18 protein-coding genes are annotated in these 21,318 nt (G+C 64.2%); 13 read left to right on the top strand and 5 right to left on the bottom strand.

Translation table 11 applies throughout. The features are described 5' to 3' along the window. Nucleotides 1-59: 59 nt before the first annotated feature. Nucleotides 60-839 (bottom strand): FkbM family methyltransferase, encoded by a 780-nt coding sequence (locus FHS98_RS10550; RefSeq protein ID WP_167104056.1) that lies wholly within the window; start codon nucleotides 837-839, stop codon nucleotides 60-62. A 219-nt stretch (nucleotides 840-1,058) separates the two neighbouring features. On the opposite strand from FHS98_RS10550, the gene FHS98_RS10545 reads away from it, so the two are divergent. The 7 genes from FHS98_RS10545 to FHS98_RS10515 all read left to right on the top strand — a co-directional run bounded on the left by FHS98_RS10545 (nucleotide 1,059) and on the right by FHS98_RS10515 (nucleotide 10,236). Further along, nucleotides 1,059-1,793: a polysaccharide biosynthesis/export family protein gene (locus FHS98_RS10545; RefSeq protein ID WP_167104053.1), complete on the top strand. Its 735-nt coding sequence runs from the start codon at nucleotides 1,059-1,061 to the stop codon at nucleotides 1,791-1,793. Between the two features lie 119 nt (nucleotides 1,794-1,912). Then, nucleotides 1,913-2,245 carry a hypothetical protein gene (locus FHS98_RS10540; RefSeq protein WP_167104050.1) on the top strand — a complete coding sequence of 111 codons (333 nt, stop codon included), beginning with the start codon at nucleotides 1,913-1,915 and terminating at the stop codon, nucleotides 2,243-2,245. A gap of 155 nt (nucleotides 2,246-2,400) precedes the next feature. Then, the gene (locus FHS98_RS10535) at nucleotides 2,401-3,723 is read left to right on the top strand and encodes an O-antigen ligase family protein (protein WP_167104047.1); all 1,323 of its coding nucleotides are present in this window, start codon (nucleotides 2,401-2,403) and stop codon (nucleotides 3,721-3,723) included. A gap of 126 nt (nucleotides 3,724-3,849) precedes the next feature. Then, nucleotides 3,850-6,102 carry a GumC family protein gene (locus FHS98_RS10530; protein WP_167104044.1) on the top strand — a complete coding sequence of 751 codons (2,253 nt, stop codon included), beginning with the start codon at nucleotides 3,850-3,852 and terminating at the stop codon, nucleotides 6,100-6,102. Nucleotides 6,103-6,143: 41 nt separating this feature from the next. Then, nucleotides 6,144-7,340, top strand: a complete 1,197-nt coding sequence (locus tag FHS98_RS10525) for a tetratricopeptide repeat protein (RefSeq protein WP_167104042.1) — start codon at nucleotides 6,144-6,146, stop codon at nucleotides 7,338-7,340. After that, on the top strand, nucleotides 7,337-9,151 hold the full coding sequence (locus tag FHS98_RS19085; protein ID WP_167104039.1) for an ATP-binding cassette domain-containing protein: 1,815 nt from the start codon (nucleotides 7,337-7,339) through the stop codon (nucleotides 9,149-9,151). Before FHS98_RS10525 ends, FHS98_RS19085 begins: the two co-directional genes overlap by 4 nt. Continuing rightward, nucleotides 9,148-10,236 (top strand): glycosyltransferase, encoded by a 1,089-nt coding sequence (locus FHS98_RS10515; RefSeq protein WP_167104036.1) that lies wholly within the window; start codon nucleotides 9,148-9,150, stop codon nucleotides 10,234-10,236. The genes FHS98_RS19085 and FHS98_RS10515 overlap by 4 nt, the downstream gene beginning before the upstream one ends. Here FHS98_RS10515 and FHS98_RS10510 read toward each other — a convergent pair. After that, nucleotides 10,167-11,312 carry a glycosyltransferase family 4 protein gene (locus FHS98_RS10510; RefSeq protein ID WP_167104033.1) on the bottom strand — a complete coding sequence of 382 codons (1,146 nt, stop codon included), beginning with the start codon at nucleotides 11,310-11,312 and terminating at the stop codon, nucleotides 10,167-10,169. The genes FHS98_RS10515 and FHS98_RS10510 overlap by 70 nt on opposite strands. Nucleotides 11,313-11,314: 2 nt before the next feature. Then, the gene (locus FHS98_RS10505) at nucleotides 11,315-12,472 is read right to left on the bottom strand and encodes a glycosyltransferase (RefSeq protein ID WP_167104030.1); all 1,158 of its coding nucleotides are present in this window, start codon (nucleotides 12,470-12,472) and stop codon (nucleotides 11,315-11,317) included. Between the two features lie 169 nt (nucleotides 12,473-12,641). On the opposite strand from FHS98_RS10505, the gene asnB reads away from it, so the two are divergent. From asnB to FHS98_RS19080, 5 genes are read left to right on the top strand one after another with little or no spacing between them, the layout of a single operon-like run. Then, on the top strand, nucleotides 12,642-14,573 hold the full coding sequence (asnB, locus tag FHS98_RS10500; protein WP_167104027.1) for an asparagine synthase (glutamine-hydrolyzing): 1,932 nt from the start codon (nucleotides 12,642-12,644) through the stop codon (nucleotides 14,571-14,573). Beyond that, nucleotides 14,555-15,640: an EpsG family protein gene (locus tag FHS98_RS10495; protein ID WP_167104024.1), complete on the top strand. Its 1,086-nt coding sequence runs from the start codon at nucleotides 14,555-14,557 to the stop codon at nucleotides 15,638-15,640. Before asnB ends, FHS98_RS10495 begins: the two co-directional genes overlap by 19 nt. Beyond that, entirely contained in the window at nucleotides 15,586-16,785 is a 1,200-nt protein-coding gene (locus FHS98_RS10490; RefSeq protein ID WP_243847961.1) for a glycosyltransferase family 4 protein, read from the top strand. Before FHS98_RS10495 ends, FHS98_RS10490 begins: the two co-directional genes overlap by 55 nt. A 31-nt stretch (nucleotides 16,786-16,816) precedes the next feature. Further along, nucleotides 16,817-17,884: an NAD-dependent epimerase/dehydratase family protein gene (locus tag FHS98_RS10485; protein WP_167104257.1), complete on the top strand. Its 1,068-nt coding sequence runs from the start codon at nucleotides 16,817-16,819 to the stop codon at nucleotides 17,882-17,884. 10 nt (nucleotides 17,885-17,894) lie between these two features. Continuing rightward, nucleotides 17,895-19,178: a sugar transferase gene (locus FHS98_RS19080; RefSeq protein ID WP_167104022.1), complete on the top strand. Its 1,284-nt coding sequence runs from the start codon at nucleotides 17,895-17,897 to the stop codon at nucleotides 19,176-19,178. On the opposite strand, the gene FHS98_RS10475 is transcribed toward FHS98_RS19080, so the two are convergent. After that, complete coding sequence (locus tag FHS98_RS10475) at nucleotides 19,091-20,350, bottom strand: nucleotidyltransferase domain-containing protein (protein ID WP_167104019.1); 1,260 nt, start codon at nucleotides 20,348-20,350, stop codon at nucleotides 19,091-19,093. The genes FHS98_RS19080 and FHS98_RS10475 overlap by 88 nt on opposite strands. 142 nt (nucleotides 20,351-20,492) lie before the next feature. Here FHS98_RS10475 and FHS98_RS10470 point away from each other — a divergent pair, with 142 nt between their 5' ends. Continuing rightward, the gene (locus tag FHS98_RS10470) at nucleotides 20,493-20,801 is read left to right on the top strand and encodes a DUF6916 family protein (protein WP_167104016.1); all 309 of its coding nucleotides are present in this window, start codon (nucleotides 20,493-20,495) and stop codon (nucleotides 20,799-20,801) included. Here FHS98_RS10470 and FHS98_RS10465 read toward each other — a convergent pair. Then, nucleotides 20,794-21,318 carry a GNAT family N-acetyltransferase gene (locus FHS98_RS10465; protein WP_167104013.1) on the bottom strand — a complete coding sequence of 175 codons (525 nt, stop codon included), beginning with the start codon at nucleotides 21,316-21,318 and terminating at the stop codon, nucleotides 20,794-20,796. The genes FHS98_RS10470 and FHS98_RS10465 overlap by 8 nt on opposite strands.

Below are 21,318 nucleotides of genomic sequence, written 5' to 3'. Positions count from 1 at the left end.
CAGTCCATCCTTCTTCGCGGACCAGCTCCCGGATATCCAATGAGCGGGATCGTTCACCATCACATCGCGCAGGCAAGGCTGACGACATAACCGTCGAAATGCATGAACTCCCGCTCGCGGGAAGCCATGGCGGAGAGGAAATGGCGGGCCACCCGCCTGCGGGGCAGCATCCACTCATGAAGCTCGATCAGCAGGATCGGAAAGCAGTCGATCCAATCCGTGTTCGACGCGAATAGCGTTTCCTCGAAGCCCTCGATGTCGATCTTGATGAGGAAGGGAATGCATCCGACCGCCTGATCGAGAATATCCGGCACGGTCGTGAAGGGAATGGTTCCGTCGGCGTCCGGCCGTACCTGGAATCCGCAATTCCGGCCCGTGACGACAAGCCGTCCCTGGCCGCTATGGCTGGATATCGCCGCTTCGAGAAGCGTCGCTCCCGCTGGAAGGTTATGGCGAGCTATCGCGCAATTGCCCGCATCCGGCTCCACGGCGACCAGCTCCGCGCCCGGAAACACTTCCCGGAAATAGCGCGATGCGAGCCCGATATTCGCCCCCAGGTCGACGATGAGGGGTGTGCCCCTTTGCTCCAGAATTCGGCCATAAAGCGCGCCCATCTGATCCGCCCGACCGGTAGCGCTCAGTTCGAAGCCTTCGTTCAGGAAGATGTGCTCGATCTGCACCCAGTCATCGCCGTCGCGGATCGTGAAGCGTAGCCAACGCCGCTGCCTTCGATCGAAAATCCATTGCCGGCGCAGGAAAGGTGGTGTGACGCCAATAAATCTACGCCGCCCGAGCAGGCCTCGCACCAGATAGATCAGCCAGATCCGCACCAGCCGCATCGCGCTTGTCCCAGCCCCGATCACATCCGCCGTCAGCCGCCCGTCATGGCGACCTGAGCTTGCCGCAGAAGCCCTCCCATGGCCACGATCCACGGAAGCAGATGCCACCAATGTGAAGATATCTTCTTGAAATGACGACGAATACTACGCCCTCATCAAACATGCATTGATTGCGGCCCTTCTTCTCGATTGCTAATATTGTTCGAGAGGGAGGCGTGCATGGGATATGGCGTGCATATGGCGGCCTGGTTCCGGTTATCGGGGTTCAAGCGCCTCTCCACGGCGATTATTGGTGCCTCCTGCCTGCTGCTCCCCGCTTGCGCGGGAAGCCTCGGCCAGAACGTCGCGCAGAACCCGGCGAACTTTCGCGCGCCCGACCCGGCGCCGCTGCCGCAACTGTCGACGGATCGGAAATTGCTGGTCGGCGACGTCATCAATGTTCGTGTTTACAAGGCCGACGCCTTTTCAGGTGACCAGACGGTCGACAGCGCCGGCCGGATCAACATTCCCCTGATCGGATATGTCCCCGCCGCGGGCCATACCACCACGGAGATCGAAACCGCGCTGGCTCAGGCGCTCGGCGCCAAATATCTGGTGTCGCCCAGCGTCTCCGTCACGCTCAAGACGGCCGTGCAGAACATGATTACGATCGACGGTTCGGTGCAGCAGCCCGGCGTCTATCCGCTGGATCCGGACGCCACGCTGGTCCGCGCCATCGCCATGGCGCGGGGCACGGCAGACGGCGCGAATCCACGGCGTGTCGTGGTGTTCCGTCGGATCGATGGGCAGAGGATGGCTGCGTCCTTCGATCTGACGAGCATCCGGCGCGGCAAGAGCCCGGACCCTCCGGTCTATGCCAATGATATCGTGGTGGTAGACGGTTCGGCACTGGCAAAGACGCTCAAGACATCCCTCGAGACATTGCCTTTCGTGACACTTTTCCGGCCGTTCTAGACAAGCATGAACGATACTTTCGTCTAATTCCCTCAATTAGGGGCGATCTCGATCATCGATCGGTGACAATTTCGTCGCTTATGGATTATAAGGCGAGCCAACGCTCTACGGAGACCAGAATGGTCGGCAGCAAAATCTCTTCGGCGGTCGCGATCCTCGCTCTGATGAGTTGGTCGGCCCCGGCCCTGTCCGCTGAAAGCGCCAGCGGGATAGCCAGCAACCGCATGGCACTGGCGATGCCCATCGCACCGGAAGGCGCTGTCCCGTGCTCGTCCAACGCGGCCGGAGATGCCGCCCCCTGCGATGCCGTGGCCGGACACGCCTCCTCCTGGCCCACCATGCGGTTCCTGCTGATCGGGATCGCGGCGGCCGGCGCCGTCGCCGTGGCGGCGGGCACCAGCGGCGGCGGGCACCATTCGGCGGGCGGTGGCACGTCTCCCGTCAGCCCCTGAGCAGGTGAAGAACGCGCCGCCGAAACATCGTCGGCATCTCGCGATTTCAGAGGCGACCGGCGTATCTCGGTATCTCGCCGGGCTCCGAGGCATATCGACAGGAGCGGGCGATCATTTCCTTCCTCCGCCTCTATAGCGCTCCCCTCTTTCTGTTCATGTGCCTCGTGCTGGGCGGAGCGAGCGCGGCCGGCGTTATGGCCAACGCCTTCCTCCAGATCGTCTCCATCGGGCTGATTATCGCCGTGATGCTGAGTGGCGCGCTGCCTCCCGTGCCGCGCCCCGCTCGCCGCCTGTTCATATTGGGAGGCCTCTGGGCAACGCTTCTCGTAGTGCAACTGATTCCGCTTCCACCATTGCTCTGGGAGCATCTTCCCGGTCGGCTCGACGCCCTGCACGCTTTCCGTCTCGCGGATATCAGGCCCGGCTGGCAGCCCATCTCGCTGGTCCCCGATGCGACGATCGCCGTGTTCCTGTCCCTGCTGCCCCCCACGGCGATGATCCTGATTACGCTCGCGTCGACGAGGTCAGGCAGGCGCGTCGCCGTTTGGGCACTGGCAGGCGTTGCCGTCGTTTCCGTGCTTCTGGGATTGTGCCAGAAGGCTGGCGGAGCGCTCTCCCCTCTTTATCCTTATGCGATCACCAATGCGGGGAGCCCGGTTGGTTTCTTCGCCAATCGCAATCATCTCGGCACATTGCTGCTCTGCGCATTGCCCTTCATTCCGGCGGCTCTCCTGCCCTCGCAGGGTGATGCGCGGCCATGGCGGAACTGGGCTGTCGCGGCGCTGATCCTGGTTCTTGCCGGGAGCGCGGCCCTGACAGGATCGACTGCGGCCATATTGCTGCTGGCGCCGGCAGCCGCGGGATGCTGGTTCGTTGCCTCGGACGGACGCGGACGACGCCTTTCCCGCCTCGGCGGCGGCATCGTCCTTGCGCTGCTGGTCATGGCCGCCTTTGCCTGTGCCTGGAACTTTCCGGCGAACGGGAAGAGCGACATTTCCCAGCATCGCTGGATCATTACATCGCTGACGGTGCGGGCCGCGCTGGATTTCATGCCGTTCGGCAGCGGCGGCGGGAGCTTCAGGCAAATCTATCCGGCCTATGAGAACCCGGAGGACGCCTCGCCGGAGTTCATCAATCACGCGCACGATGATTATGCGGAAATCGCGCTGGAATATGGCGCGCCCGGCATTCTGCTCGCACTGGGAGCTGTCGGCCTGTGGGGCGAGCGAATGCGGGTGCTGTGGCGATCGCCGAGGAACGGGCAGCGTATCGCTCGCGCCGGGGGTGTCGCCGTGGGCATCGTGTTGCTTCACAGTCTGGTCGACTATCCCGCGCGCACGGCCGCCATCGCAGTTCTGATGGCCTTTGCCGCGACGTTGATGGCAACCCCTTCCGCACTCGTCGAGGAACCGCCGCGAAGGCTCCGGTCTCGCCGGGCGCGTTCGGGATCGCTGATGGTGATGATCGATGACCTGTGACCATCGCAGGCCTCCGGCAAGGCCGGCAGGCGCTTCGATTGTGGCCGCGGCGTTTGATGATGTCGTGATCGGTTCGATCGGTCCTTTCGGGAGACGACGGGCCAATGAGGGGGCGGGCAGAGGCGCATGAACGAACTCACCAACGATCTCGGCTTCGCCGGGCCACGACGCCCCGGCGACACCGGCCGCCGCGTGGCGATCCTGACCGCCGGACAACAGATCGCCGCCATGGCGGAGGAGCGGAGCGCCAATCCGCAGATCGATGTCGCGGATCTGCTGCGCATCCTCTTCAAGTGGAAATGGCTGATCCTTGGCGCGATGGCGGCCGGCGCCGCGCTGGCGCTGGTTGTCACGATGCTGTCCACCCGTGTCTATCGATCGACGGTGACGCTGGATATCAACACGGCGCCGGTTGAGATCATGGCCGCGGAAAAGGGGTTCCAGCCCCGCATCCGCAACGAGGACCAGTTCCTCCAGACCGAATATGGCCTGCTCAGAAGCCGCTCTCTCGCCACGCGCGTGGCGAAGACCCTCAATCTCGCCGATGATCCCCGCTTCGTCTCCCCCACCGTTCCGCCGGACAGGCGCGAACTGGCGGCGACGTTCCGATTGATGAGGGGCCTCCAGGTCGAGCCCGTGCGAGGCAGTCACCTGGTTCATCTCTATTATCAGGACGTCGATCCCAATCGCGCCCCGCGCATCGCCAACGCCTTTGCCGAGGGCTTCATCGCTTCCACGGCGGAGCAACGCTACAACGCCACCGCTTATGCGCGCAGCTTTCTGCAAACGCGGCTGACCGCCACGCGAGAAAAGCTGGAGGCCAGCGAACGGCAGCTTGTCAACTATGCCCAGCAACAGGGCATCGTGCAGCTAGACCGTGGCGATGCCGGAACCGCCTCTTCCGCCCGCGCCGGTGACGGCCCCACCAGTAATGGGGGGGACACGCTCTCCGCCCAGTCGCTGACGGCGTTGAATGCCGCGCTTTCCTCCGCGATCAGCGACCGGATCGCCGCGGAGCAACGTTATCGGCAGGCGGTTGCCAATCCCACGGCCAACGAAGTGTTGCAAAGCGCCGCCGTCCAATCCCTGCGTACCGATCGGGACAAGCTGGAAGCCGACTATCGCGAGCGCCTCTCCACCTTCCAGCCGGATTACCCGGAAATGGTGTCGCTGAAGAACCGGATCGCGCAGATCGACCAATCGATCGCGCATGAGACACGCGATATGGCGGCCTCGCTCCATTCCGCTTACCTCGCGGCCCTTGGGCGCGAGGCGGAGTTGCGCAAGCAGGTCGATCAATATCGCGGGCAGGTTCTCGATCTGCGCAATCGTGGGATCGAATACACCATCCTCCAGCGCGAGGTGGATACCAATCGCGTCCTCTATGACGCGCTGCTCCAGCGCTTCAAGGAGATCGGCATCGTCGGCGGGCTCGGCGAAAGCGATGCCGCCATTGTCGACAGCGCACTTCCGTCCTATTCGCCGTTCGAGCCGAGGCCTTTTCGAAACCTGTTGATCGGCGTGGCGGGCGGCCTCGCGCTTGGTCTGGCGATCGCCTTCATCATCGAGTTCATCGACGATACGATCAAGACGCCCGAGGACGTCGACGAGAAGCTGCACCTGCCCGTGCTCGGCATGGTGCCGCGCATGGGCAAGGCGCAGTCGATGACGGCCGAACTCGCCAGCCCGCGCTCGCAGGTGGCGGAGGCCTATTATTCGGTGACGAGCGCGCTCCAGCTCAATTCCAACGACGGCAATCCGCGCTCCATCCTCGTCACCAGCTCACGCCCCGGCGAGGGGAAATCGAGCACCTCACTTGCGCTCGCCCAGAATTTCGCGCGTGTGGGGCGGACCGTGCTGCTGATCGATGCGGACTTGCGCAAGCCCTCCTTCTCTTCCGCCACTGCGGGCGAAAAGGGTCTGTCACGCCTGCTCACCAGCGCCGATGCTCTCCAGCCTCATGTCGTTCAGAGCAATATCACGGGCCTTTCGCTGCTGCCGAGCGGCCCCATCCCGCCGAACCCTGCCGAACTGCTCGTCACCAACCGCATCAGCGTCATCGTCGACGAGGCAACGCGTCATTTCGAGGTCGTCATCGTCGACGCGCCGCCGGTGTTGGGCCTTGCCGATGCGCCCATCCTGAGTTCCATCTGCGAGGCCACTCTGGTCGTGATCGAGGCAGGCTCGATCCGGCGGACGGTGGCGCGAGCGGCAATGAGCCGCCTCCTCGCGGCGGGCGCCCGGATCGCAGGCGTGGTGCTCACCAAATATAACCCGAAGACGACCGGCTATGGGTATGGATACGGTTATGGATATGGTTACGGCACCCGCGAAAATGCCGAGGCCAAGCCGTCCCTGATGCTGGACATCGCGTCATGACGACATTGCCGCTTCGGGCGCGGATGTCGTGGCCGGCGCGCTTGATCGCGATTATGATGAGCCTGCTGGTGATGTGGCTGGTCGTCCGCAATGCCGCGCTCGAGCTTTTGTCGGAACGGGAGCCGACCGCGGCGATCGGCTTTCTGCCTGCGGGGAGCGGGGCGCTGGCCGCCGATGGCTGGTCACGCGTGGCCGCGTCGGGGGGACGCGTCGATCCGGTCGCGCGTCGACGGGCAGCGGAGGCTCTGCGGCGCGAGCCGGTCAATGCCTCGGCCCTCGCCCTGATCGGTCTGGCCGCGAGTGCCGATGGCCGGCTCGATCAGGCCCGCTTGCTGATGGAGGCCGCGCGGGATCGCGATCCGCGCCTGCCCGCCGCGCGTTACTGGCTGCTCGATCATGACATGCGCAGCGGCGATTATGCGGCCGGCCTGAATGAGGTCGGCCCGGCGCTTCGCCTTCGTCCGGGGACGGGCGACGCGATCATGGCGCTGGTCATGGGATTGCTCGGAAGACCCGATGGTGCGCGGGCGGTGCGGGCCAAGCTGGCCGAAAATCCGTTCTGGCGAACGGAATTCTTCCGAACACAAGCCTATCAGCCGGGCCATGCGCAGCCACTTCTGACGCTGCTGCGATCCCTCCCCCCGGCCAGCGATCCCCCCAACGACGCCATCGAACAGCATGTGGTGCTGACCGCCGCCCTGATCGGCGGGAGCCCCGACGATGCCTATCGCCTGTGGCTGTCGCGGACACCCGGCGCCGGGCAGGTTCCGCCCCAGGCGATCTACGATCCCGATTTCCGGGGTCTGGTCGGCACGCCGCCCTTCAATTGGGCGCTCACGCAAAACGACGACGCCAGCGCAGCCATGCGGATCGCCCCCGATCTGCCGGAGGGCCACGCCCTCGCCCTTTCCTATCGGGGCACGACATCCCCCCTGCTCGCCGAGCAATATCGGCTTGCCGATGCAGGGCATTATCGCTTCCAGCTTCGCGCCCGGCGCATCTCGGGAGAGTCCGGTCAACTCATCGCGCAGCTCCGTTGCGCCACCGGCGATCGGCCATTGGCCAATCTCAAGATCGATCCCCGCACCACCATGGGGGCGTATCAGACGGGGTTCGACGTCCCCGCCTCCTGCCCCGCTCTCCATATCGCGTTCGTCGGAGAAGCCGGCGATCGGCCGGGCTCCGTGGAGATGCAGATCACGGGCGTGCATCTCGCCCGGGTTCAGGACAGCAAGTGACGGCGCGTTCGCCTGTCGACCCTGCCACCCGCGTGGCGCCGCCCCGTCGCCGAAGCGCGTGGCGGGCGGCGGGCATCGTCTATGCCCATCTCGACGACCGCCGCCGTCGTGACCTGATGGCGACACTCGTGCTGATGGTGATCGGAGCCTTTGCCGAACTTGTGACCGTCGGCGCGGTGCTGCCCTTCCTTGCGGCCGTAAGCGGCGCGGGAGCCAGGCATTATCCGCTTGCCATCGCCTTCGCCCGAGCCGCCGGTCAGGCAAGCGGCCTTGGCATGGTGGGCTTCTCCGCGGCTCTGCTGATCCTCGTCGCGATCCTTTCCGCCATCCTTCGGTTGACCCTTGTGCATGTCAGCCAGAACTTCGTGTTCGCTATGGCCCATGATCTGGCCGGCGAGATCTACGCGCGCACGCTGCATCAGCCCTACGACTTCCATATCGTGCATAACAGCAGCCGGACCATCGCCAGCATCGAGAAGGTGCAGCATCTGCTGGGTGCCGTCCTGTTGCCCGCCATGCAGGGGGCGACGGCGGCGCTCGTCTCGCTGTTCGTCTTTGCCGCGCTGCTGGCGGTTGCGCCGGGGATGTCGATCGTCGCGGGTGCGTGCTTCGGCTTGCTCTATGTGCTGGTGAGCCTCGTCAGCCGGCGCAGGCTCTATCGCAACGCCGATGTGATTACGGAGATGCTCCACGCGCGCGTGCAGACCCTTCAGGAGGGGCTCGGCGGCATCAGGGACGTGCTGCTCGACCGGTCACAGGCGATGTTCCTCGCGAAGTTCCGCCGGATCGACGCCCGCTTCCGCCACGCGCAGGCTTCCAATCATTTCATCGGCGCGGCACCGCGTTATGTCGTGGAAGCGGGTGGCGTGGTGCTGATCGCGGTGCTGACAGCCTATGTCGGGGGCCGGCCGGGCGGACTCGTCGCGGCGCTGCCGATGCTGGGCGCGCTGGCACTGGGTGCGCAAAGGCTGCTCCCGCTGGTGCAGCAGATCTATTTTAGCTGGTCCCAGATCCATGGCAATCGAAGCGCGATAGAGGAGGTCGCCGCGCTGCTCGAAATGCCGCAGCAGGCGGACGAGCAGCCCCATGCGTCCGTCCGTTTCGAGACCGCACTTGAGCTGAAGGCGGTGGGCTACACCTATCCGGGCTGTACCGCCCCCGTCCTGCGGGACATCTCGCTCACCATCCATCGGGGGATGCGGATCGGGATCATCGGCAAATCGGGAAGCGGGAAGAGCACGCTCGTGGATGTCGTCATGGGTCTGCTCGATCCCACTGCCGGGCGCATGGAGGTTGACGGGCGGACGCTAGCGGCGTCACGGAAGCACGGCTGGCAGTCGCAGATCGCCCATGTGCCGCAGGCGCTGTTCCTCGCCGACTGTTCGATCGCGAACAATATCGCCTTTGGCCGTGAAGATACGATGGTCGACATGGCACGCATCGAGGATGCCGCCCGCAAGGCGGATCTGCACGATTTCATCGCGAGCCTGCCGTGCGGCTATGACTCGCTGGTCGGCGAGCGGGGCATCCGCCTGTCGGGCGGACAACGGCAACGGATCGGCATTGCTCGGGCTCTCTACAAGCGCGCCGCCATCCTCGTGCTCGACGAGGCGACCAGTGCGCTCGATGGCGAGACGGAGGCCTCGGTGATGGCCGCGCTGGCTGGGCTTTCCCGGGATCTCACCATCATCTCGATCGCGCACCGTGTCTCGTCTCTGCGGATGTGCGACCGGATCATCCATCTCGACGGCGGACGCATCCGGGCCATCGGATCCTATGACGCCATTCTGGCGGGCTGGTCGGGCGTTTGAGGGACGAACGCCCGATCCTGCTGGTCAGCCCGCTCGATGAAACCATGATCCGAGGTGGCCGGGACATGGTTTCCGCCATGAACCTGGCGATCCTGACCGATCTCCATGGCGATCGCCTGCTGCGTTACCGACTGTCGGCTGCGAAGGTTCGCCGGCAGCCCGCGCTTCTGCACGGGCATATCGACGGCATCGACGATCACAGCATCGCGGCCATCGATCGGATCGTGGGGGAACGCAACATGGGCCAGGTCTTCCTCGATGGCTCGAACCTCGGCGGCCTCGCCCGTGCGATCCGCCGGCGGCGGCCGGGCGTCCGCATCATCACCTTCTGCCACAATGTCGAGACGAGCTTCTTCTTCGGCGCGCTCCGCTCTCATCGCACGCCCAAGGCCGCCGCCGTCCTGCTCGCCAACGCCCTGGCCGAGCGGTCCGCCGTTCGGTCGAGCGACATCCTCTTTTGCCTCAGCGAACGCGACGGGCGGATCATGCGGCGTCTCCACGGCCGTATGCCCGACGCTGTTCTGCCTCTGGCGATCGCCGACAGCTACAGGGAGGAGGAGGAAATCTCCGCCGACATGCCGAAGGAGCGCTACGCCTTGTTTGTCGGAGGCGGCTTTTATGCGAATATCGATGGCATCCGCTGGTATCTGCGGAAGGTCGCGCCGCAAGCCGGGCTGAAGACGGTGATCGTCGGCCGCGGAATGGAGAGGCTGCGTGACCTGTGCCGGGAACGCGATGCCTGTCTTGTGGGCCAAGTGGCCGATCTCGCACCCTGGTATCGCGCCGCGCATGTCGTGATCGCGCCCATCCTCGGCGGGTCTGGCATGAAGACCAAGGTCGCCGAGGCGCTGATGCACGGCAAGCGGGTGATCGGCACGGCGGAAGCCTTTTCAGGTTATGGCCCGGCGGTTCTCGCGTCAGGCGATCTGTGCCGCGATGCCGGAAGCTTCGCCCAAGCGATCCGGCACGCCGCCACCCTCGATCTGCCCGCCTTCGATCCGGCGCTGAGGGCGCTCTATGAGCGCTTCCACTCCTTTACGTCCGCGCGCGAGCGGATGGCCGATGCGCTTGCCAGTTCCCGATAGAGTGCGCCGATGCGCCGCGCAGGCGTCTCGATATCGAAGCTCTTCACCCGCTCTGCCCCATGGGCAACGAGCCGCGCCCTCTCCCCGGCATCGCTCCAGATGCGTTCGATCACAACAGCGGCGGCTTTCGCATCGTCGACGGGGAAGCAGGTTCCCCACTCTTCGGTGAGTTCCCGAAAGACGGGGATATCGCTCGTCACCAGAGCCCGGCGCGCGGCCATGGCTTCGAGCAGCGGTATCCCGAACCCCTCGTAACGCGACGGGACAGCGACCATGCGGCAGCGCTCGTACAGCGCCCGCACGGCACCATGGTCCGCATCCTCGATGATCGTGACGAGATCGCCCACCCCCTGCCCCGCGATCCGCCGCCGGAGCGTCGCCATCCCTCCGCCATCGCGACCGACGAGGACGAGGGGCCGCGCCAGCCCCTGCGCACGCAGCAACGCCACCGCATCCACCAGCAGGCCGAAATTCTTTCGCGGTTCGATATGGCCCACGCTCAGCAGAAACTCCTGCGGCACGGCCCAACGACAGCCCATATCGGGCGTAGCGAACGCGCCGACGTCGATGCCGTTATACACCGTCGATACGGCGACCCCGCGACGGATGGAGGAAATCTCGTCCTTCACCGTTTCCGACACCGCGATCACATGCCGGGCGGCCGAGAAACCATGATGCAGCACCGCCTTCGCCATCAGCCGCGCGATCAAAGGCTCCTCCCTGCGGATCGGCCGAAGGTCGTGGATCGTCAGCAGCATCGGACAAGGCGCGCCGATGATGACTGGCAGGCTGAATGTCTCGAACAGGTCCAGCCCGTCCGCCGGGAGTGTCCTGGGCCAGAAGGCCGCCCCCCTCAGCGTCCGCTCGATACGACCGACGCTCGGCAGCGGGGTGGGCCGGGCGATCACGTTCGCGGCCCCCGAGAAGTGGCGCGCCGCGGGGTAATCGGCGGCTTCGTAGATGAAAAACTCGATTTCCGGGTTCTGGCGGATCACCTCCCCGTAGATCGAAAAGAAGCGTCGGTTCGCACCGGAAGGGCGATCGTTGAAACAGGTCGCGTTGAGCCCGATGCGCATCGTCAGCCGCCGTCGAGACCCAGCAACTCGAAATGCCGCCGGATCACGGCCGTTTCCTCAAAGGGCGCCACGGCGCGGGCGAGTTCTTCCGGTGGGATCGGCCGATCGAGCGCCTCCGCCATCCCCTCCGCCAACCGGACCGGATCGCCAACCGGAACCAGATAGCCGAAGCGCCCATCCTGCAACACTTCGCGAGGCCCGGTCGGGCAGCAGGTGGCCACCGGCGTGCAGCCGCACAGCATCGCCTCGACAAGCACGTTGGGGAGCCCCTCGACGTGTGATGACAGGACGAACAGATCGGCTTTCGCGAAATATTTGAGAGGATTTTCAACGCGGCCGGGCAAACAGACATGCTCCGCGATCCCGAGTTGCGAGATACGCTGTTCCAGTTCGCTCCTTAGGGGGCCTTCGCCCAGGATGACCAGCCGCGCCCGCCGGCCGGACCGTAGCAGCAGGGCCATGGCCTCGATGAGATCGCCAAACCCCTTCCATGGCGCCAGCATTCCCGCCGCGACGATGATCGACCCGCCGTCGCCCTTGAACCATTCGTCCTCGACCGGTTCCGTCATCCGCGCCCGCGCGGCCGGCTCGTCGAGGATGTTGTAGACGCAGACCTGGCGACCATGCGGGAACAGCGTGCGATATTGCCCGACCATATCCTGCGAGACGCATGTCAGCGCGTCCGCTCGCCATGCCACGGCGCGCGCGCACCATTTCAGCGCCCAGCGCTTGGTGAAGAGCCTGTCAGAATAGGTATCGAACGGCGATACCCGCGACGACCCGCTGATCCGGGCGCCCGAGCGCGCCATGATGGCGGTCGCGAGCAGGACGGTGTTGAGATGGTCCTCCGCCGAAAACAGCACGTCGGGCCGTTCGCGTCGAAGGTAGCGGAAAAGCGGCTTCGCCATTCCGAGCGTCCGTTCCACGCCCAGCACATGGATCGCCACGCCCGGCGCATCGGGAACATCGAGATCCTCGTCGCATCGGCCGACGATGAGGTCCACTCGATGCCCGCGCCGCGCCAACGCCGCCGCAAAGCGCCATTGGGCGAGCGAGACCCCGGAAATCGTATAGCGCGGCGTGACGACCGCAATTCTCAACCCCTGCATCCGACGCAAGCCCGCCGCCGAAACGAGCTTCCATATGGCGGTCTGAGACATCCTCCACCAAGACAAACTCCGCCAGATTTAGGGTAATTCTTCCGATATCCCCGTGCCCGGCGGGATCGGTCGATCCCAGGGGCAATATTCCCGATCAAGGCGACTGGACATTTCTCTTTCGCTGAGGCTCCTTCCATTTCGGTTCGTGTGCGTTGCGGGGGCTCGGCATATGTGCGGCGTCGCAGGTTTGTGGACACGCGGCTCCGTCCATGCCGCCGATGCCCGCACCATGGCGGACACGCTGTCCCATCGCGGGCCGGACGATGCCGGCGTCTGGGCGGACCCGGACGCCGGCATCGCGATCGCCCATCGCAGGTTGTCGATCATCGATCCATCGCCGGCGGGGCATCAGCCGATGCTGTCGCCCTGCGGTCGCTTCGTGCTGAGCTTCAACGGCGAAATCTATAACCATCCAAGCCTTCGGCAACAGCTCGGCGAGTTCGAATGGCGCGGCCGCTCCGATACCGAGACGCTGCTCCACGCCATTGCGCGCTGGGGGCTGGCCGGTGCGCTGGCCCGATCGACCGGCATGTTCGCGCTGGCGCTATGGGACAGGCAGACCCGAACGCTCGCGCTCGCCCGGGATCGGATCGGGGAGAAACCGCTCTATTTCGGCTGGACGGAGGATGCGATCCTGTTCGGTTCGGAGCTGAAGGCGCTCCGGGCTGCGCCCCATTTTCGGGCGGAAGTCTCCCCTCAGGCCCTGTCGCTCTATCTGCGATACAATTATGTCCCGGCGCCCTGGTCGATCTTCCGGCATGTCTTCAAGGTGGAGCCCGGCACAATCGTGACGCTGGATGCTGAAGCGCTCGGCCATCCTTCAGGCGAACCGCCCCGTGCCGATGATCGCGATCTGTCAGTGGGCATCCGTTGCGAGCGCTTCTGGTCGCTGGATGCGATGCTCGATCGAGGTAATGACGAAAGGGTGGACGCCGCGGAAGCGATCGATCGCGTCCATGCCTGTCTGCGCGACGCCGTGCTACGGCAGAGCATGGCGGACATGCCGGTCGGAGCCTTCCTTTCGGGAGGGATCGATTCCTCGACCATCGTCGCGATGATGCGCGAGATTTCGGATCGGCCGGTGCGGACCTTCACCATCGGCTTTCGGGAGGCGGGCTTTGACGAGGCGCCTTTTGCCCGTGCGGTCGCGGATCATCTCGGCACCGAACATAGCGAACTCCAGGTCGATCCGTCGGACATCCTCGCGATCATCCCCGATATCCCCACCATCTACGACGAACCCTTCGCGGACTCCTCACAGCTTCCTTCCGTCCTGCTGAGCCGCATGGCGCGGCAATCCGTCACCGTCGCGCTATCCGGCGACGGCGGAGACGAACTGTTCTGCGGCTACAACCGCTATCTCTTTCCACAGAGGCTTTGGAGCATGGCGGAGGCACTGCCCGGCCCTCTCCGCCGGTCGATCGGTTCCACGATCACCGCCATCGCCCCGGAGCGCTGGGACCGGCTGGCGCGGGCGATCCCGATGGCGGGCGTCAAGGCGCACAAGATCGGCCGAATGTTGCAGACACCCGCACGGACCATCGACATCTATCGTGCCGCCACCGAGGAATGGCAGGACGGCCTGCCGATCCGCGCGACTTTCCCCGTGCCGTCCCTGCTGAACGAGCACGCCGCCGCCGGCCGCGTGCCGGAGGAACGGATGATGCGGTGGGATATGATCGGTTATCTGCCCGGCGACATCCTCACCAAGCTCGATCGCGCGAGCATGTCCGCCGGCCTGGAGGCCCGCGCACCCTTTCTCGATCATCACGTCGTGGAGCAGGCCTGGCGCACTCCGATCGCCTTCAAGAAGCGCGAAGGCCAGGGCAAATGGGTTCTCCGGCAGATCCTGCGACGCCATCTGCCCGACACGCTGATCGACCGCCCCAAGGCCGGCTTCGCGCTGCCGCTCGGCCAATGGCTGCGCGCGGAGCTGCGCGACTGGGGAGAGGCCCTGCTGGGGGATGCGCTCCGCGACGATCCCCTGCTCGATGCCGCGAGGATAGGGCAGCGATGGGCCGAGCATCAGCGCGGCTCACATGACTGGACACCCTCGCTCTGGGGCATCCTCATGTACCGGGCATGGGCGGCGACATGCTGATCTACTGGCTGATGTTCGCTTTCCCCTCGGCTATGGCCCTCGTCGAGCAATCGGACGAACGACATCGCCAGCGCTTCGGCTTCGCATGGATATTCGCGATGCTGGGGCTGATCCTCCTCATCGGCTTCCGGTGGGAGACCGGTGGCGATTGGGGCAATTACAGTCGCATGGTGGAGCAGGCGCTGTGGTATCCCACGCACTTCTCTCCGCTGGGCGACCCCGGCTTCTCCCTGCTCATCACCTATGCCGCGCATACCAGCCTCGGATTGCTCCTGATAACGGCGGCGAGCGGGGTATTGATGGGGATCGCCCTCACCCGTTTCTGCATCCACCAGCCGCGCCCCTGGCTCTGCCTTGCGGTCGCCGTGCCTTATCTCGTCGTGGTGATGGGCATGGGCTACATCCGGCAGGGGATGGCGATCTCCTTCCTGCTCATGGGGTTGGTATCGTTGAAGGAGGGGCGCACGCTCCGCTATTGCGCTTGGGTGTGCTGCGGCGCGCTGTTCCATTCGACGGTGCTGATCCTGCTGCCGCTCGGCGTGATGGTGATGACGCGGAACATCCTGCTGCAAGGGCTGCTCGGCCTCGCTTCGCTGGGGTTGCTGGCGCGCGCCATCCTGCTGGCTCATGCCGATACCTATGTGGTGAACTATATCGACAGCGAGATGTCCTCCTCAGGCGCGATGGTGCGCCTCGCGATGACGGCATTGCCGGCTGCGATCTTCCTCGCCTTTCCCGGCCGGTTCGAGCTGAACGATCGGGAACGCAGCGTGTGGAAAGGGCTGAGCCTCGCCGCCATCGTGGCGTTCGTCGCCCTCTTCTTTTCTCCATCGTCGACGGTGATCGACCGGCTCGGCCTGTATCTGATCCCGGTCCAATGCTTCGTCTATTGCCGCCTCCCGGATGCCTTCGCCGGGAACCGCAGGATGAAAAGCCTCGTCACCGTCGCCGTGATCTTGGGCTACGCACTGGCCTTCTTCGTCTGGCTCACCTTCGCGGTGAACGTCGAATATTGGCTGCCTTATCGATCCTATTTCTTCGAAGACGGCATATGCCTCGAGTGCTGATGTCCGCGAACCAAGGCTGGAACATCCTCAACTTCCGGGCGGGCCTCGTCCGCGCCCTGATCGCGGACGGGCATGAGGTGATCGCCGCAGCCGGTGACGACGGAACATTTCCGAAGCTCCGGCAACTCGGCGTCCGCCCCATCGCTCTGCCGATCGACGGCGCCGGCACCTCCATCGTCCGGGATGCGTGGCTTTTCCTTCGCTATTGGGAACTGATGCGGCGTGAGCGGCCGGACATCTTCCTCGGCTGGACGATCAAGCCGAATATCTATGGATCACTCGCCGCCGCGCTCTGCGGCATACCGTGCATCAACAACATCTCCGGGCTGGGGACAGCCTTCCTTCGGCCCGGCTGGCTTACGGCGGTGGCCCGCTCTCTCTATCGTCCAGGCCTACGCCGCTCAGCCACCATCTTCTTCCAGAACGAGGCGGACCGGGCCTTGTTCATCGAACGAGGGATCGTCCGGCCGGAACAAGCGCAACGCATCCCCGGCTCCGGGATCGACACGACATGGTTCGATCCCTCGACCTATCCCGAGCCGCCGGGCAATCCCGTTCGCTTCCTGATGGTCGCCCGGCTGATCCGGGACAAGGGCGTGCTGGAATATGTCGAAGCGGCGCGTCGCTTGCGGCACCATCACCGCGACGTCCGCTTCGAGCTTCTGGGCTCCCTCGACATCCCCAACAGAACGGCGATCGGGCGGGAAATGCTCCAGCAATGGATCGACGAGGGCATCATCGACTATCTCGGCACGATGGACGACGTCCGGCCGGCCCTGGCGCGCGCCGACTGCGTCGTTCTGCCCTCCTATCGTGAAGGCCTGCCCCGCGTGCTGATCGAAGCGGCCGCGATGGCGCGTCCCGCGATCGCAACCGACGTGCCCGGATGTCGCGACGTCATCATAGAGGGCGCCACCGGATTTCTCTGCCGACCACGCGATACCATCGATCTCGCGGACAGGATGGAAGCGATGCTCCGCCTGTCATCCGCAGGTCGAAAGGCCATGGGCGATGCCGGTCGCATTCATATTGAGGCCAGTTTCCACGAAAAAATCGTCACGGAAATGTACAGACAAGAGATTGATCGAGTCATCCTACGGAGCGATCGAAAACGGCAACGGGTACGATTGCCGATCAATATATGAATATCGGGGTATTGGTGCGGGGTTCAACCGGATGGCAACGACACTTGTCACGGGCGTGGCCGGATTCATCGGAATGCATGCGGCGGATGCGCTCCTGTCCCGTGGCGATCGGGTGCTCGGCATCGACATCCTCAACGATTATTATGACCCGCGATTGAAATACGCGCGCCTTGAGCGACTGTCGGAGCGGCATGGGCGCTCTTTCCACTTCGAGCGCGTCGATTTTGCCGACCGGCACGATCTGGACGCGGTGCTCAGCGCCCATCGCTTCGACCGCATCCTCCATCTGGGAGCGCAAGCGGGTGTGCGCTATTCGATCGACAACCCCCATGCCTATGTCCAATCCAATCTGGTAGGTCATCTGAACCTACTCGAGATCGCACGCGCGCGGCGGGTCGAGCATCTCGTCTATGCTTCGTCATCCTCCGTCTATGGCGGCAACCGCACTTTTCCGTTTCGCGTCGAGGATCGCGTCGAGCGCCCCCTTTCCCTCTACGCGGCGACCAAAAAAGCCGACGAGTTGATGAGCGAGAGCTACGCTCATCTCTATCGTCTGCCGCAGACAGGGCTGCGCTTCTTCACCGTCTATGGGCCGTGGGGGCGGCCGGATATGGTGATGTGGATTTTCACCAGAGCCATTCTGGCGGGTGAGCCGATCGCGCTGTTCAATCATGGCGAGATGGAGCGCGACTTCACCTATGTCGACGACATCGTTGCCGGAATCGTCGCGGCGCTCGATCGTCCGCCTGCCGATGACGGTTCCGAGAAGCCCGGTGGCAGCATCGGCCCCCACGCTCTCTACAATATCGGCAACAATCGAGCCGAGCCACTCGGTCGCATGATCGATCTGCTGGAGGCCGAGATCGGCCGCCCCGCCATCCGTCGCCATCTTCCCATGCAGCCGGGCGATGTTTCCAGCACTTGCGCGGAGATCGCGCCGATCCAGAGCCAGCTCGGCTTCGTGCCCCGAACGACGATCGACGAGGGCATCCCGAAATTCGTTCGCTGGTATCGGGAATTCCACGGCCTCGATGACCAACGTGGGATGTCGCCGACATCATCCATGGCGACGGCTTCTCCTCGGGAAATGGTCGGCTAGGCGGCGGAGGGTGTCAGGCAGGCTCCCTCTCGCCAGGCTGCGCCTCTGGCATCGGGGCGATCTCCATCTTGCGGGTGCGCTGCTGCTTGGCGTGGCGCTGCCCTTTTCCATCGCGGCGATCCTCGAACCGAGATTGCTCGGCCTTCACCTCTTCTTCGTGTCGCTGGGCGGCAGCATCGTGGCGATCACGATGGGCGCATGGCTGTTTCGAAACCTCATCGCCTTCCCCGGCATCCGCGCGAGCTATTATGTATTGCCGGTCTTCCTCTCGACCTTCGCCGCGGTTTTCGCCGCCTGCCTGCTCACGCGAGCGCAATATAGCCGGCCGCTGCTCGTCTCCTCGCTCGGGCTGGCGGTAGCGTGGCATTATCTCGTCTATACGATGGTCCAGCGGCGCCAGCGGCTGGCGATCGCAGTGGTGCCGTTCGGGCGGGCCGAAAGCCTGTTGTCCATCGAGAACGTCATATGGGTCCGGCTGGACCGGCCGTCGCTGCCGCCCGGTTTCGCCATGCTGGCCGCCGACTTCGATCAGGATCTCACGCCCGAGTGGGAGAAGCTGCTCGCCGAATGCGCGCTGAACGGCATTTCGGTCCTCCACTATAAGCAGCTCCACCAGTCCCTTACCGGACAAGTCCAGATGGAGCGCCTGTCCGAAAACGCCTTCGGATCGCTGATGCCGGATACGACCTATCTCGCGGTGAAACGCATCGCCGATCTTCTGATGGCGCTGATGCTGATGCCGCTCTTGCTGCCCCCTTTGCTGCTCATTGCCTTGCTCGTCCGGCTCGACTCCCCTGGCCCGGCCTTTTTCCGGCAAGTCCGCATCGGTTATCGTGGCGAGCCCTTCTCGCTCTGGAAATTTCGCACGATGCGCGAGATGCCGTCCGCCGAGCTGCCCGGAGAACATCAGGCCCGTCAATCGGCCATGACCCGCAGCAACGACAGGCGTATCACCCGAATAGGCCGTATCCTGCGCCGTACACGGATCGACGAACTCCCGCAGATCATCAACATCCTGCGCGGCGAGATGAGCTGGATCGGCCCGCGCCCCGAAGCGGCCGTGCTGTCACAATGGTATGAGCGTGAAATTCCCTTCTATCGCTATCGCCATATCGTTCGACCGGGAGTCTCCGGTTGGGCGCAGGTCAATCAAGGGCATGTCACCGATATCGGCGATATCACCACCAAGCTCAGCTACGATTTCTTCTATATCAGCCGCTTCACCTTCTGGATCGACATGCTGATCCTGGCCCGGACGGTCAAAACCCTGTTCACCGGCTTCGGCTCGCGATAGCCGGTCGATCTCCGCGCCGATCGTCGCCAGCGACGGACAATCAGGAGCGGAATGCGCAATAACGGATAGAGAAAGCTCAATGCCATCGGCAATCCGAGCGCCCCGATATCCTCTGCCGAAAACAGCACTCGTCGAACGACCGAAAGCAGGTTCGCCATTCCAGGCGCGATCAACAGCTTGGCCGTCAATTCGGCCCAGCCCCGATAAGCGGTGTCCGCCAGATCGCGCTCCCCGTCGCCAGCCCTTATCACGCGCAGAGTCAGCCAGTTCAGCGCCTGAACACGCAACGGCCGCGACACCGGAAAGCCTTCCGGCAATGGCCGTCCCATCAATTCGTTCAGCAGAAAGAAGGCAGACGCGGCCGCCCGCCCTGCGCCGGAAGCCTGTGCCCGCGCCCAATATCGCATCCCGCCGTCATCACTCGCGGAGATCATCGCTCCGACATCCACCAGCCATTTCAATCTGGCCCAAAGATGCGCGGCACCATGCGTGCAGAGGTAGATGAACAATTCCTCGTCCGCGAGCGTCGCCAATGGCTCCCCGCGCATTGCCGCAACCTCCTGCCATCGCCGCAGGGGTGGCACGCCCGGATCGGGCAGGTCATCGGACAGGCGCCAGTGGAGCTCGACCACCATCCCATGATCGCCATGACGGTGGAAACTGTCCTTGGCCGCCCAGACGAACAGCCGCCGTGTCTCCGGCGACAGTTCCTGCCGGGGAATGATCCGCCGATAGCCTGCCTGATCCAGAATCCGCCAGGCCGATGGCAGATTATCGGCTGCAACGGCCAGATCGATGTCGACCGCATCACGAAGCTCGATACGGCCGAAAAGACGGACCGCGAGCGCCGTTCCCTTCAGGAACAGGACGGGGATATCCGCGTCGGCAAAGCATTTCCGTAACCGCACCGCCTCTCCCGCCTGGCGGAGCGTCGCCGTGACGCGGCGACGTGCGACCCGGAGCAATCGGTCCGGCACCGCAATATCCGCCTGCTCCAACGCGTCGACGACCAGCGCGGAGACACCATGACGAACGGCGATACGGGCAACGCGATCCCAATCGACATGCTCGCCCGCGAGCGCCCGGACGCGTGCCGTCTGCGCCGCCGATCGCGGCCAGACGGAGCAAGCCACCACCAGATCGAACTCCGCGAGGTTCGGCCTATCGGCCATGTCTCCACACTCCGATGACTAGCAAGCCGCGGACAATCGAGCGCAAAATGGATGTATTACCACTGCTCTCCCCGCTTCTTCTCGATTATGGACCATGCCTGCGGATCAAAAGCCATCGGCATTGCGAAAGGCGCCACTTTCGATGATCGTTCAGCCGATTTCACATGAAGATTTCGAACCTCTTACGGGCAGCCGGTTCGCCGTGCTCGATGCTGGCCACCCGTCAGCGATGCTCGATCTGATCGAGGTGACGCCGCTCAAGAATTACGGCACCCCCGACAGCCTGCGCACCCCTTTTTCATTGCTGTTCAAGAGCAGCGATCGGTCGGCGGATATCATGCCTCAGCGGCTCTATCGCCTGTCGCACGACGATATGGGCGAACTGGAGATATTCCTCGTCCCCATTGGACGAGATGAAACGGGCGTCACCTACGAAGCCGCGTTCAACTGACGAGTTGCGGCGGCGCATCGACAAGACGCTCCATTTCCAGATAGATGTCGGTCTGACTGACCGGTACGAAGCCGAGACGATGATATAGCCGCAAAGCGGGGTTATATCTTTCGACAAATATCCCGATACCTTTACCGCGAGCCGCCGCCGCATCCGCCAGCGCCAGAAGCAAGACCGTGCCGATGCCTCGCCCTCGGTGCGAGGGCATCAGGGCGATATCCACGACATGCACCTGCGTCACGCGCTCTTCGATATAGAGCCGACCGACCGGTTCCCCGTCACACAGGACGATCTGGTAGATGCAGTTCGGGATATGGCTGCGATAATGAAGACGCTGGGCCGCGAACTGCTGATCGCAAAAGGCCCGCTTGTCCGCGACACTCCAGTCCGAAAGGGCCGAGAGTTCCTGTTCCCGCGTGGACGCGTAGAGACCCTGCAAAAAGGGAATATCCTGCTCGACCTCCGCTCTCAGCCGATAACCGTGGGCCAGGAGTCCATCCGGCAGCGCGAAATCCAT

It is taken from the genome of Sphingomonas oligoaromativorans, assembly GCF_011762195.1.
Classification (GTDB): Bacteria; Pseudomonadota; Alphaproteobacteria; order Sphingomonadales; family Sphingomonadaceae; genus Solisphingomonas; species Solisphingomonas oligoaromativorans.
Note: the sequence above shows the minus strand (reverse complement) of the source record. Positions and strands in the feature narration are given on the sequence as shown.

What these genes read in the sequence shown, in the direction of transcription:
- FHS98_RS10550 (WP_167104056.1), bottom strand. Translation starts at nt 839, where the DNA reads ATGCGGCTGGTGCGGATCTGGCTGATCTATCTGGTGCGAGGCCTGCTC.
- FHS98_RS10545 (WP_167104053.1), top strand. Translation starts at nt 1,059, where the DNA reads ATGGGATATGGCGTGCATATGGCGGCCTGGTTCCGGTTATCGGGGTTC.
- FHS98_RS10540 (WP_167104050.1), top strand. Translation starts at nt 1,913, where the DNA reads ATGGTCGGCAGCAAAATCTCTTCGGCGGTCGCGATCCTCGCTCTGATG.
- FHS98_RS10535 (WP_167104047.1), top strand. Translation starts at nt 2,401, where the DNA reads ATGTGCCTCGTGCTGGGCGGAGCGAGCGCGGCCGGCGTTATGGCCAAC.
- FHS98_RS10530 (WP_167104044.1), top strand. Translation starts at nt 3,850, where the DNA reads ATGAACGAACTCACCAACGATCTCGGCTTCGCCGGGCCACGACGCCCC.
- FHS98_RS10510 (WP_167104033.1), bottom strand. Translation starts at nt 11,312, where the DNA reads ATGCGCATCGGGCTCAACGCGACCTGTTTCAACGATCGCCCTTCCGGT.
- FHS98_RS10505 (WP_167104030.1), bottom strand. Translation starts at nt 12,472, where the DNA reads ATGTCTCAGACCGCCATATGGAAGCTCGTTTCGGCGGCGGGCTTGCGT.
- asnB (WP_167104027.1), top strand. Translation starts at nt 12,642, where the DNA reads ATGTGCGGCGTCGCAGGTTTGTGGACACGCGGCTCCGTCCATGCCGCC.
- FHS98_RS10495 (WP_167104024.1), top strand. Translation starts at nt 14,555, where the DNA reads ATGGGCGGCGACATGCTGATCTACTGGCTGATGTTCGCTTTCCCCTCG.
- FHS98_RS10485 (WP_167104257.1), top strand. Translation starts at nt 16,817, where the DNA reads ATGGCAACGACACTTGTCACGGGCGTGGCCGGATTCATCGGAATGCAT.
- FHS98_RS10475 (WP_167104019.1), bottom strand. Translation starts at nt 20,350, where the DNA reads ATGGCCGATAGGCCGAACCTCGCGGAGTTCGATCTGGTGGTGGCTTGC.
- FHS98_RS10470 (WP_167104016.1), top strand. Translation starts at nt 20,493, where the DNA reads ATGATCGTTCAGCCGATTTCACATGAAGATTTCGAACCTCTTACGGGC.
- FHS98_RS10465 (WP_167104013.1), bottom strand. Translation starts at nt 21,318, where the DNA reads ATGGATTTCGCGCTGCCGGATGGACTCCTGGCCCACGGTTATCGGCTG.